Annotated in this window: 13 protein-coding genes; 8 read left to right on the top strand and 5 right to left on the bottom strand. The window is 73.2% G+C overall.

Annotated features, from left to right (window positions below; all coding sequences use genetic code 11):
• Positions 1–16 precede the first annotated feature (16 nt).
• Positions 17–1,030, bottom strand: coding sequence for a cation diffusion facilitator family transporter (locus ACZ6ZR_RS17010; protein WP_465643014.1), 1,014 nt, complete (start codon positions 1,028–1,030; stop codon positions 17–19).
• 115 nt (positions 1,031–1,145) lie between these two features.
• Between ACZ6ZR_RS17010 and chrA the strand changes: the two genes are divergently transcribed.
• On the top strand, positions 1,146–2,312 hold the full coding sequence (gene chrA / locus ACZ6ZR_RS17015) for a chromate efflux transporter (RefSeq protein ID WP_465643016.1): 1,167 nt from the start codon (positions 1,146–1,148) through the stop codon (positions 2,310–2,312).
• Between the two features lie 41 nt (positions 2,313–2,353).
• On the opposite strand, the gene ACZ6ZR_RS17020 is transcribed toward chrA, so the two are convergent.
• Positions 2,354–3,061, bottom strand: coding sequence for a gamma-glutamyl-gamma-aminobutyrate hydrolase family protein (locus ACZ6ZR_RS17020; protein WP_465643018.1), 708 nt, complete (start codon positions 3,059–3,061; stop codon positions 2,354–2,356).
• A gap of 189 nt (positions 3,062–3,250) precedes the next feature.
• Here ACZ6ZR_RS17020 and ACZ6ZR_RS17025 point away from each other — a divergent pair, with 189 nt between their 5' ends.
• On the top strand, positions 3,251–4,363 hold the full coding sequence (locus tag ACZ6ZR_RS17025; RefSeq protein ID WP_465643020.1) for a DUF2510 domain-containing protein: 1,113 nt from the start codon (positions 3,251–3,253) through the stop codon (positions 4,361–4,363).
• Positions 4,364–4,427: 64 nt separating this feature from the next.
• Here ACZ6ZR_RS17025 and ACZ6ZR_RS17030 read toward each other — a convergent pair whose 3' ends face one another.
• A complete protein-coding gene (locus tag ACZ6ZR_RS17030) occupies positions 4,428–4,793 on the bottom strand; it encodes a hypothetical protein (RefSeq protein WP_465643022.1) in 366 nt (121 codons plus the stop codon).
• 59 nt (positions 4,794–4,852) lie between these two features.
• On the bottom strand, positions 4,853–6,064 hold the full coding sequence (locus tag ACZ6ZR_RS17035) for an amino acid deaminase/aldolase (RefSeq protein WP_465643024.1): 1,212 nt from the start codon (positions 6,062–6,064) through the stop codon (positions 4,853–4,855).
• Between the two features lie 140 nt (positions 6,065–6,204).
• On the opposite strand from ACZ6ZR_RS17035, the gene ACZ6ZR_RS17040 reads away from it, so the two are divergent.
• The gene (locus ACZ6ZR_RS17040; protein WP_465643026.1) at positions 6,205–6,903 is read left to right on the top strand and encodes an SseB family protein; all 699 of its coding nucleotides are present in this window, start codon (positions 6,205–6,207) and stop codon (positions 6,901–6,903) included.
• Positions 6,904–7,056: 153 nt separating this feature from the next.
• Here the strand turns inward: ACZ6ZR_RS17040 and ACZ6ZR_RS17045 are convergent, their stop codons facing one another.
• Positions 7,057–7,422, bottom strand: a complete 366-nt coding sequence (locus tag ACZ6ZR_RS17045) for a DUF1844 domain-containing protein (RefSeq protein ID WP_345279502.1) — start codon at positions 7,420–7,422, stop codon at positions 7,057–7,059.
• Positions 7,423–7,889: 467 nt separating this feature from the next.
• On the opposite strand from ACZ6ZR_RS17045, the gene infC reads away from it, so the two are divergent.
• The 5 genes from infC to ACZ6ZR_RS17070 all read left to right on the top strand — a co-directional run bounded on the left by infC (position 7,890) and on the right by ACZ6ZR_RS17070 (position 11,819).
• Positions 7,890–8,663 carry a translation initiation factor IF-3 gene (infC, locus tag ACZ6ZR_RS17050; RefSeq protein WP_465643162.1) on the top strand — a complete coding sequence of 258 codons (774 nt, stop codon included), beginning with the start codon at positions 7,890–7,892 and terminating at the stop codon, positions 8,661–8,663.
• Positions 8,664–8,776: 113 nt separating this feature from the next.
• Positions 8,777–8,971, top strand: a complete 195-nt coding sequence (gene rpmI / locus ACZ6ZR_RS17055) for a 50S ribosomal protein L35 (protein WP_329486877.1) — start codon at positions 8,777–8,779, stop codon at positions 8,969–8,971.
• 104 nt (positions 8,972–9,075) lie between these two features.
• Complete coding sequence (gene rplT, locus ACZ6ZR_RS17060; RefSeq protein ID WP_057228324.1) at positions 9,076–9,462, top strand: 50S ribosomal protein L20; 387 nt, start codon at positions 9,076–9,078, stop codon at positions 9,460–9,462.
• Between the two features lie 316 nt (positions 9,463–9,778).
• Positions 9,779–10,645 (top strand): TrmH family RNA methyltransferase, encoded by an 867-nt coding sequence (locus ACZ6ZR_RS17065; protein WP_465643028.1) that lies wholly within the window; start codon positions 9,779–9,781, stop codon positions 10,643–10,645.
• An 88-nt stretch (positions 10,646–10,733) separates the two neighbouring features.
• Positions 10,734–11,819, top strand: a complete 1,086-nt coding sequence (locus ACZ6ZR_RS17070) for a sensor histidine kinase (RefSeq protein WP_465643030.1) — start codon at positions 10,734–10,736, stop codon at positions 11,817–11,819.
• Positions 11,820–11,864 lie beyond the last annotated feature (45 nt).

Raw genomic sequence — 11,864 nt, forward strand, 5'->3', positions numbered from 1 at the left:
GGTCACAACCTCGGGGTCAGTGCTCGTGCGGCTCCTTCCGGTGCACGGGCCCGTGGACGTCGTCGCAGTGCTCGTCCCGGGTGACCTCGACCGCGGCACGCCCCAGGGTGAGCAGGTCCTGGCCGAGCTGTTCGCCGACGTGGTCGACCTGGAGGGTGGTGTGGGTGATCCGGTACTCCTCCCGCAGGGTGCGCTGGAGGTCCCGGCGGACGGCGTGGCAGTCGCCGCCGGGGGCGACCAGGATGTGGGCGGAGAGCGCCGGTTCGCCGGAGGTGATCTCCCAGATGTGCAGGTCGTGGATCTCCTTGACCTCGGAGCCGGCGATCAGCCGGTCGGCCACCTGGTCCGGGTCGATCCCGGCCGGAGCGGCCTCCAGGAAGATGCGTCCCGACTGCCGGACCAGGCTGGTCCCGGCCCTGAGCATCAGGGCCACCACGACCAGCGAGGCGATCGGGTCGGCCCGGGTGAAGCCGGTGGTCACGATGACCAGGCCGGCCACCGCGGTGGCGATGAAGGCATAGAGGTCGCTCAGCACGTGCTGGAAGGCGCCCTCGACGTTGAGCGAGCTGCGGTTGGCCTTGGACATGCACCAGGTGGCGCCGACGTTCACCACGATGCCGACCAGCGCGGTGACCAGCACCAGCGAGCCGGTCACCTCCGGCGGATCGAGCAGCCGGACGACCGCCTCGTAGCCGAGCCAGGCGGAGAGCAGCAGCAGGGTGATGCCGTTGGCCTGGGCGGAGAGGATCTCGGCCCGCTTGAGCCCGTAGGTGTAGCCGCCGCGGGCGGGCCGCTTGGCGAGGGCCATGGCGATCAGCGCGAGCGCGATGGAGACCGCGTCGGTGAGCATGTGCGCGGCGTCCGAGATCAGCGCCAGCGAGCGGGCGGCGAAGCCGACCACCACCTCGCCGAGCATGAAGACCACGATCAGCGCGAGGGCGGCCAGCAGCCAGCGCCGGTCGGCGTCCGCAGCGACCGCGTGGGAGTGGCCGCCGGATCCGTGCTGATGGTCGTGCTCGTGGTTCGACATGCTGGTTCCTCTTCCCGCCGGAGACGCCCCGCAACGGTTCGTGACCGTTCATCAGCCGGTCGGCCGCCTGCGCTAGGGTGCGCCCGAACCGTGCGGACCGGGAGAACGAGAAGAAGTGCCGGAGCGTCAGGAACGGGTGTCGTTGGGCACCATCGCCGTCGAGTGGGGACGGATCGGCTGTACCGGCTTCGGCGGGCCGCCGACCCACATCCTGCTGCTGCGGCGGCTCTGCGTGGAGCGGCGCGGCTGGCTGAGCACCGAGGAGTTCGATGACGGCATCGCGGCGACCAACCTGCTGCCCGGGCCGGCCTCCACCCAACTGGCGGTCTTCACCGCCTGGCGGCTGCGCGGCGTGCCCGGGGCGCTGGTCGGCGGGGCCTGCTTCATCGTGCCCGGGCTGGTGCTGATCCTGGCCCTCTCGGTGCTCTTCCTGGCCGGCGACCCGCCCGCCTGGGTGCTGGGCGCGGCGGCCGGTGCGGGGTCCGCCGTCCCGGCGGTGGCGGTGCACGCCGCGGCCGGCCTGGCTCCGGGCAGCTGGGCCCGGGCGGGCGGCGCGGCCGGAGCAGCGGGGAGCGCGGACCGGGCGGGCCGGGCCCGGTGGGTCGGCTACGCGGCGGCCGGCGCGCTGGCCGCGCTGCTCACCGGGCCGTGGCTGGTGCTGGTGCTGCTGGCCGCCGGACTGACCGAAGTCGCCGTACGGCAGCGGCAGCTGAGGCCGGCCCTGCCCCTGGTGCTCGGGGCGCTGCCCGCCACCGGCGGGCTCGGGGCGCTGGCCTGGGTCGCGTTCAAGGTCGGCGCGCTCTCCTACGGCGGCGGCTTCGTGATCATCCCGCTGATGCGGGCCGACGCGGTGGAGCGGTACGGCTGGATGACGGACGGTCAGTTCCTGAACGCGGTGGCGCTCGGTCAGATCACCCCGGGCCCGGTGGTGCAGACCGTCGCCGTGGTCGGGTACGCGGCCGCCGGGATCGGCGGCGGGCTGCTGGCGGCGGCGGTCGCCTTCGCCCCGTCCTTCCTGTTCGTGCTCTGCGGCGCGAGCCGCTTCGACCGGCTCCGGGCCGACCGGCGGGTGCAGTCCTTCCTGACCGGGGCCGGCCCGGCCGTGGTCGGCGCCATCGCCGGCTCGGCCGTACCGCTCGCCCTCGGGCTGGAGTACGGCTGGCAGACCGCCGTGCTCGCCCTGGCGCTGGCCTGGCTCCTGGCGGCCCGCCGCTCCGTGGTGGCCTGTCTGCTGCTGGCCGGAGCGGCGGGCGCGCTGGTCGGCCCCTGGTACGGACTCTGACCGGCCGTCAGCCCGCACGGTGAGCCCGCGCCGACGGCTCGTCAGCCGACCGGCGTGGGCACCATCGCCGCCGTCACCAGGGCCTGCATCACCCGCAGGTCGGTGCCCTGCTCCGGGTGCCACTGCACGCCGAGCACGAAGCCCTCGCCCTCGACCGCCTCCACCGTGCCGTCCTCCGCCCGGGCGCTGACCGTCAGGCCCTCGCCGACCCGGTCGACCGCCTGGTGGTGGAAGGTCGGTACCACCACCTCGGCCTCCGGCAGCAGCTGCGCCAGCCGGGTGCCCGGCAGCGGGCGGACCGGGTGCGAACCGTAGTGGTTGGGCGAACCGAGGTGGGCCGCGCCCTCCTCCAGGTGCTGGATCAGCGTGCCTCCGCAGACCACGTTGAGCAGTTGCATGCCGCGGCAGATGCCGAGCACCGGCAGCCCGGAGGCCAGCGCGGCGCGCAGCAGCGCGGCCTCCCAGTGGTCCCGCTCGGGGGCGAAGGCGCGGGTCTTCGGGTGCGGCTGCTCGCCGTAGAGCGAGGGGTTGACGTCCGGGCCGCCGGCGATGACCAGCCCGTCCACCCGGGCGAGCAGGTCGGGGGCGGCCTCGGCGGGCTGCGGGGGCAGCAGCAGCGGGATGCCGCCCGCCTCCTGCACCAGCAGGGGGTACCGGTGCGGGAGCAGGACGGCGCGCTGGGCGTCCCAGTGGTCCCACTTGGCCTCGGTGAGATAGGTGCTGATGCCGATCACTGGTCTGGTGGTCATGGCCGGGATTCTGCCGCCTCCGGCCCCTCCCGTACGCGGGATTCGTGCGGGCTCCACCCGTACGTCCGAGGCTTCGTCAGGTGCCCGGAGCACATCCGGGCGGGTTCTCAGCGGAATCTCATCGAAAAAGGGGCGGAAAGGGCCGTCAACTGATACCGCGTTTATCCGGGGCCCCTTACCGTTTCTGGCGTGAGCGAGCAGATTCCCGCCGGGTGGTACCCGGACCCGCAGGACACCACGAGCCGCCCGAGGCCGCAGCGCTGGTGGGACGGACAGGGCTGGACGGCCTCCACCCGGCCCGCACCGTTCGACGCCCCCGCGCCGACGGTCGCCCCCGAGCCGTCCGACACCCCCGAGCCGTCCGAGACCGCCGAGCAGCCCGGGGCCGACGAGGCACCGACGGTCCTGTCGGCGCCGGTCGCCGAGCCGACGCCCACGGTGCTGACGGGGGAGGTGCTGGAGAACGGCGCCGCCTACCGCTACCCGGAGCCGCCGCTGCTCGCCCAGGCGCCGCCGCGGCCGAAGACCGGTCCCGGCAGGCCCGTGCTGATCGCCGCCGCGGTGGCGGCGCTGGCCGGTCTGCTGGTCGGATCCGGCGTCACCTACCTGGCGATGGACGGCCGTTCCGACCGCCGGGCCTCCGAGCGGGTCCGCCCCGACTACCGCCCGGGCGGCGACGGTGCCGACAGCCGCAAGGGCGCCCCCGACGAGCCCGGCTCCTCGGCCTCCCCGAAGAGCCCGGACGGCAAGGGCCCCGACGGCAAGGGTCCGGACGGCAAGGGCGGCCGGAACGGCGGCCTGGCCGTGGACGTGGTCAACAAGCTGAGCCTCTCGGCCCCCTCGGGCTGGACGTCCGGCACCACCAAGGACGGCTTCGCCGCCATGTCGGTCGGCTCCTACAGCTGCGCCAGCGGCGGCGGCGAGTGCTCCCTCGGCGGGGCCAACACCGGGCAGCTGCAGGGCAGCGACCCCAAGCAGGCCGCCGAGCAGGACATCAACACGGCCGCCGAGCAGTCCTACGGCAAGATCAAGTCCCACGAGCAGCTCAAGTCCGAGCCGATCGCGGTCGACGGCCGGGACGGCTGGCTGGTCCGCTGGAAGGTGGACGCGCCCGAGGGGAACGACGGCTACGTCCAGACGGTGGTCTTCCCGACCGCCGACGGCAAGGGCCTGGCCACCCTCCACCTGGGCTTCGACATCGCCGACAAGGCGCCCACGCTCACCCAGATGGACAAGATCGTGGAGTCGGTCAAGCCCTTCGACGGCCAGATCGGCCCGGGCGGCACCGGCTCCGGCACCTGACGCCCCCTCACCACCGCAGACCCGGACGGCCCCGCACCCTCCCCGCGGGGCCGTCCGCGTGTGCTCAGCCCTTGATGATCCCGATGTTCTGCGCCTGGATCACCTTGCCGTGGAAGGTCCCGCCGGTGATCACGTTCTCGGCGCCCCGATGGACCTTCACCGTGGTGCCGCCGTGCTCCGACACCAGCGCACGGAGCTCCTCCGCGAAGGCCGGGTTCCGCTCCACCTCGCGGCGCAGCCACTCGGTCAGCGAGGTCTGGTCCCCGTACTGCTCGAACTCCTCGCGGGCGATCTCCAGCTCCGCCGTGACCACCTCCCCGCGGTCCCGCCCGAAGTACGCGGCCACCCGGTCGCGGACGGCCTGCCACGCGCTGGTGGTCATCGCACCCGTCAAGGTGGTGGCCACCGCGGTGATCAGCTCGGCTTCCATGTCGCTGCCCCCAGAGCTCGGTGATGTCCCGTCAGACTAGTGCCGTGCCCGAAGGGCCGTCAGAGGAACGTCCGCCCCTCGCCCCGGTAGGTCGGGACGGTGGCCGTCACTCGGTCGCCCTCGATCAGGTGCAGCTCGGCGAAGCGCTCGCACAGCTCGCCCGCCTTGGCGTGCCGGAACCACACCTTGTCCCCGATCCGCAGGTCGTCCGCGGCCGCGCCGAGCAGCGGCGTCTGCACCTCCCCGGCGCCCTCCTGCGGGTCGTACCGCAGCCCGGCCGGCAGGTGGGGCACGGGGGAGCGGTCCGCCCCCGCCGCGCCGGAGGCGGGGTAGCCGCCGCCGAGCACGGTGACCACCCCGAGCCCGGGCCGCCGCACCACTGGCTGGGCGAACAGCGCGGCCGGACGCCCTTGGAACGAACGGTAGTTGTCGAACAGCCGCGGCACGTACAGCCCCGAACCGGCGGCCACCTCGGTCACCGCCCGCTCCGCCACGGTGGACTCCACGCTGCCGGTGCCGCCGCCGTTCACGAACTCCAGATCGGCCACCTCGCGCAGCCGCCGCACCACCGCGGCCCGCCGCACCGCCAGCTCCCGCCGCGCCCTGGCCTGCATCGCCTGGATCACCCTGGACCGCACCGGCCGCCCCGCCAGCGAGTCGCCGACGCCCGCGACGTGGCCCTCGTACGCCATCAGCCCGACCACCCGGAAGCCCGGGCGCCGCTGCACCAGCTCGGCGAATTGGCCCAGCGCCTCGGGCGTGCGCAGCGGCGAGCGCCGGGCCCCGACCCGCACCTTGCCGCCCAGCAGTTGGAGCGAGGTGTCCAGCTCCAGGCAGACCCGGACCTCCTCGGTGCCCTCCCGGGCCGCGTCGATCAGCTCCAGCTGCGCCGGGTCGTCCACCAGCACGGTGACCTCGGCGGCCAGCTTCGGATCCGCCGTCAGCTCGCCGTACCCGGCCCGGTCGGCCGAGGGGTAGGCCAGCAGCACGTCCTCGAAGCCCTCCCGGGCCAGCCAGAGCGACTCGGCCAGGGTGAAGCTCATCACCCCCGCGAAGCCCTCCACCGCCAACACCCGCTCCAGCAGCGCCCGGCAGCGCACCGACTTGCTCGCCACCCGCACCGGCTTCCCGCCCGCCCGGCGGACCAGGTCGGCCGCGTTGGCGTCGAAGGCCTCCAGGTCCACCACCGCCAGCGGCGCGTCCAGGTGCGCGGTGGCCCGGTCGTACCGGGCCCGGTCGGCGGCGAGGCCGGGAGCCGTGAGCTTGGTCATGGCCGCAGACTGCCACAGCTCCGTACTCATGGGTAGGGGGTTGTCGGCCCGTCAACTCCCCGGTCAGCGCGGCCGCGGCGGGTGCGCTCCCGGCCGCCGGCGAGCACCGCCCGGGAGCCCGGTTGGCATACCCTCACCGGGTGGAGCAGCAGAAGAACATCCCGAACCCCGGATTCGCCGACGACGACGGCACCGCCGACCCCCGCCTGAGCGCGGCGCTGGCCGACTGGCAGGAGAGCGGGGCGGGAGAGCCGGAGCTGCTGGCCGCCCTGACGGGCAGTCGGCTGATGGTCCCGATCGTCGCCCTGCTCGGCGAGGTCGAGGTCGACGAACACGGCCACAAGCACGAGAAGACCAGCGACATGGCCGTCCCGGTGATCGAGGCCCCCGACGGCCGCCGCGCGCTGCCCGCCTTCACCTCGCTGGCCTCCATGGCCGCCTGGCGCGCCGACGCCCGCCCGGCTCCGGTGGCCGCCCCGCAGGCCGCGATGGTCGCCTACTCCGAGCGCGCCGACACCCTGCTGGTCGACCCGGCCGGCCCCGTCACCTACGAACTGACCGGCGCCCGGCTGCGCGCCGTCGCCGAGAACCGCCCGTACCTGCCGCCCGCCGAGGACCCGGCCGTCCGGGCCGCCGTGCAGGCGCTGGTCGCGGCCGAGCCGGCCGTGCTCCGGGCCGAGCTGCGCCAGGGCACCGAGACCGACGCCGTACTCGCCCTCTCCCTCGCCGAGGGCACCGCCGTCCCGGAGCTGGCCCAGCGGCTGGCCGCCGCCCTGGCCGCCGACGAAACCCTCCGGCTCCGCCTGGACCGCGGCCTCGACTTGGCCCTCCTGGGCTGAGCCCGCCCGGTAGGAGTGGTCACCCCGGGGGCGCGAGGAACTGCGCGCAGGGGAACGGCAGCACGTGCAACTGACTGACGGCGGTTCAGTTGCAGGTGAGTCGCCTTCCGGCTCGCGCAGTTCCCCGCGCCCCGACAGGCGCAGCCACCACCCTCAGCTGTAGACCGGCCCGGTGAACTTCTCGCCCGGGCCCGAGCCCGGGGCGTCCGGCACCAGCGAGGCCTCGCGGAAGGCCAGCTGGAGCGAGCGCAGGCCGTCCCGGAGCGGGGCGGCGTGGAAGTTGGAGATCTCCGGGGCGCCGGCCGTGACCAGCCCGGCCAGGGCGGTGATCAGCTTGCGGGCCTCGTCGAGGTCCTTGTCCTTCTCGCCGCCCTCGGCGAGGCCGCACTTCACCGCGGCCGCGCTCATCAGGTGCACCGCGACGGTGGTGATGACCTCGACGGCGGGGACCTCCGCGATGTCGCGGGTGAGGTCGTCGAAGCCGATCTCGTCGTCGTGGGGAGTGGTGTCGTCGCTCACGGGTGCTCACTTCTTCGATGGGAGGCGTACAACAGGGAGCGTACCGAGCACCCGCCCGGCGGCCGTCCCCGGAGGCGGAATACCGCAGCCCCGGGAAATGCTGGTAGTCTTCGAGACTGACCGGCCAGGAGGTCTTCCGAGACCACCCGGCCAGCAAGTGGAGGCTCCACTCACAGGAGGCCCGAGAGGGCAACCGCGAAAGTCTCCCACCCGATCGGCCTCGCGGTCGACGGGTCCGGTCCGCGACACCTGAGCCGCAAGGCTCCAGCGAGTCGCCGCAGCGCCCCCTGGGTGTTGCCCCGGTCGTGTGGAGCCCCGCTTGTATACCGAGCGGGGCTTTTTTCGTGCCGCGGTGCGTACGCCAGTGGGCAGCGCAGCACGAATGAAGCCCCGCCCAGTGGTCGAGTCCACTACGTGCGACCGCCGTCCGACGGCCGCATCGCAGAAGGTGCAACCGAGGAGGCCCCATCAGCACCGAGCCCCGCATCAACGACCGGATTCGCGTCCCCGAGGTGCGACTCGTCGGTCCCAGCGGCGAGCAGGTCGGCATCGTGCCGCTTGCCAAGGCGCTGGAGCTCGCGCAGGAGTACGACCTCGACCTCGTCGAGGTCGCGGCGACCGCCCGGCCGCCGGTGTGCAAGCTCATGGACTACGGCAAGTTCAAGTACGAGTCGGCCATGAAGGCCCGTGAGGCGCGCAAGAACCAGGCGCACACGGTCATCAAGGAGATGAAGCTCCGGCCGAAGATCGACCCGCACGACTATGACACCAAGAAGGGTCACGTCGTTCGGTTCCTCAAGCAGGGCGACAAGGTCAAGATCACGATCATGTTCCGCGGTCGTGAGCAGTCCCGCCCCGAGCTGGGCTTCCGACTGCTCCAGCGGCTCGCCTCCGACGTCGAGGACCTCGGCTTCGTCGAGTCGTCGGCCAAGCAGGACGGCCGGAACATGATCATGGTTCTCGGCCCGCACAAGAAGAAGACCGAGGCGATGGCCGAGGCCCGCGCGATCGCCGACGCCCGTAAGGCCGAGCGTCAGGGCCGCACCCTCGGCTCCGACATCGCCGACGATGACGACGACGCCGCGCTCGAGGCGGAGAACGCCGCCCTCGAGGCCGAGGCCGACGAGGCGGATGACGCCGACGACGATGTCGCCGACGACGTCGAGGTGGAGGCCGCCGAGGCCGCCGCCGAGGAGCCCGCCGAGGTCGAGCAGCCGGCCGCGACCGCTCAGGACGCCTGAGCGGCCCGGTCACCCAGGTAGTGGGGCATTCGCCCCACTCACCAGATCCATCCGGATCCGCCCGCGTGGCAGCACGCGGGCGGTCCCCGGACCGACGAGGAAGAGACGGCGATATGCCGAAGCAAAAGACGCACAGCGGCGCCAGCAAGCGCTTCAAGATCAGCGGCTCCGGGAAGGTGCTGCGCGAGCGTGCCGGCCGTCGCCACCTGCTGGAGCACAAGCCCTCGACGCTGACCCGCAAGCTGGCCGGCACCGTCGTGGTCGCCCCCGCCGACGCGAAGAAGATCAAGAAGCTTCTCGGTAAGTGATCGCCCGCCCGCGGCAGTAGCCGCGGGAGTCCGGCTGATCCTTCCGTCCCCATCGTTAACGGACCGCGTGAAGTAGTCCGTGGTCCAATCCAAGGAGTAATGAAGTGGCACGCGTCAAGCGGGCAGTGAACGCCCACAAGAAGCGCCGGGTCATCCTCGAGCGGGCAAAGGGTTACCGCGGCCAGCGGTCGCGCCTGTACCGCAAGGCCAAGGAGCAGGTCACCCACTCGCTCGTTTACAACTACAACGACCGCAAGAAGCGCAAGGGTGACTTCCGCCAGCTCTGGATCCAGCGCATCAACGCTGCGGCCCGTGCCAACGGCATCACCTACAACCGCTTCGTGCAGGGCCTGAAGATCGCGAACGTCGAGATCGACCGCAAGATGCTGGCCGAGCTCGCCGTGAACGACCCGGGTGCCTTCGCCACCCTCGTCGAGGTTGCCCAGAAGGCGCTGCCCGAGGACGTCAACGCCCCGCGCGTCGCCGCCTGAGGCCGATCCCCAGAGGATCCTTCAGCCGTGTAGCTGATCCACCCAGACCCGCAGGTTCGCCTGCGGGTCTGTGTGCTTCCGGGCCCCGCCCGGGAATCGCAGGGCCTGTCTCATTCATTCCCGCCCGGGGCCGGCCCGCCCGGCACGCACGCTCGCCGCACGGCCGAAGCGACGGCGTGCGGCTCCGCCGCGGGGCCCGAGTAGCTCCGCTACGAGGGCGCCCCGGCCGCACGCCGATCGCACGCACCGAACGACCCGGCCTGATCCGACGGGAATGATGAGACAGGCCCTGACACCGTGTCACAGAGACGAGACCATGCAGAGCACCGAGACCCCCCTGCTCACCTCCCTGCGGTCGCCGCGGGTGATCGCCGCGCGCAAGCTCGCCCGGCGCAACCAGCGGAGCAAGGAGCGGCGCTTCCTGGCCGAGGGCCCGCAGGCGGTCCGCGAGGCGGTGGCGTACGGCCGCCCGGCCGGGTCGGACCAGCACGTGGTGGTCGAGGTGTACGTCACCCAGGAGGCGGCGGAGCGGCACGCGGAGATCGTGGCCGCCGCCGAGGCGGCCGGCCTGCCGGTGCTCACCGCCACCGACGAGGTGATCGCGGAGATCTGTGACACCGTCACCCCCCAGGGCATCGTGGCGCTCTGCCGCTTCCTGGACACCCCCTTCGAGGAGGTTCTGAAGGCGCGCCCGCAGCTGGTCGCCGTGCTGGCGCACGTCCGTGACCCCGGGAACGCCGGGACCGTGCTGCGCACCGCCGACGCGGCCGGGGCGGACGCGGTGATCCTCACCGACGCCTCGGTGGACCCGTACAACCCGAAGGCCGTCCGGGCCTCGGTGGGCAGCCTGTTCCACCTGCCGTTCGCGGTCGGGGTGCCGGTGGAGGAGGCGGTGGCGCGGCTGCGCGAGGCCGGGGTGCGGGTGCTGGCCGCGGACGGGGCCGGTGACCGGGACCTGGACCAGGAGCTGGACGAGGGCACCCTGGGCGCGCCCGGCGCGTGGGTCTTCGGCAACGAGGCCTGGGGCCTGCCGGAGGAGACCCGCGCACTCGCCGACGAGGTGGTGCGCGTGCCCATCCACGGGCACGCCGAGAGCCTCAACCTGGCCACGGCCGCCGCCGTGTGCCTGTACGCCTCCGCGCGCGCCCAGCGGTCCCCGGGAGGCTGTCGCGCGAAGGGGTAGGGGCGCTAGGGTCGGACAGTGGGGGAACGGACACGGTGGGTGAGATCACCCGGGCTACCGGAGGATCTTCGCGGGGAGGGCGACCCAGATGGCCGGTGACGGCTCCGAGCTTGATCTGGACGAGCTGCCGGACGGCCTCGTGGTCGCCGACGCGTCCGGCGCGGTGGTGCGGTTCAACCGGGCGGCCGCCCGGTTGACCGGCATCCGGCCGGAGGCGGCGCTCGGGCTGCCGCTGGCGCAGGCGCTCCCGCTGGAGGACCTGGACGGGCGCCGCTGGTGGCAACTCACCGACCCGTACGGCGGTCTGACGATCCGTACGGGGCAGCCCGAGCGGTACCTGCTGCTGCCCGGCAGCAGCGAGCTGCTGGTCTCCGCCCGCTACGTGCGCGAACACCGGGGCGGAGCCGTCCAGCGGGTGGTGGTGGCGCTGCGCGGCACCGAGGCGCGCCGCCGCACCGAGCGCAGCCACGCCGAGCTGATCGCCACCGTGGCGCACGAGCTGCGCTCGCCGCTCACCAGCGTCAAGGGCTTCACCCGGACCTTGCTGGCCAAGTGGGAGCGGTTCACCGACGGCCAGAAGCGGGTGATGCTGGAGACCGTCGACGCCGACGCCGACCGGGTCACCCGCTTGATCGCCGAGCTGCTGGACATCTCCCGGATCGACGCCGGCCGCCTGGAGCTCTGCAAGCAGGTGGTCGACCTCCCGGCCGCGGTGCGCCGGCACGTGGAGGGCAAGGTGGCCGCCGGGATCCCGGAGGACCGCTTCGACATCCGGATCGAGCAGCCGCTCACCCAGCTCTGGGCCGACCCGGACAAACTGGACCAGGTGCTGGCCAACCTGCTGGAAAATGCGGTGCGCCACGGCGAGGGGACTGTCACGATCGAGGTGGCGCCCGCCAAGGAACTGGTGGAGAGCGCCGGGCGCGAATGGGTCCTGGAAGGGACGGCGGTGACGGTGAGCGACGAGGGCAGCGGGATCCCCGAGGAGTCCATGCCGCGCGTCTTCACCCGCTTCTGGCGCGGCTCCAAGCGGGGCGGCACCGGCCTCGGCCTCTACATCGTCAAGGGCATCGTCGAGGCCCACGGCGGCATCATCCGGATCAGCCGCGCGCCCTCCGGCGGCGCCCGCTTCCGATTTATCCTGCCCGCCGGAGTGCCCGACTTCATGCTGTAGGAAGTCCAGGCCCGGCGGGCGGTTCGCAGGCTGCGACTACACTCG

This window comes from Kitasatospora sp. NPDC088742, from assembly GCF_055584905.1.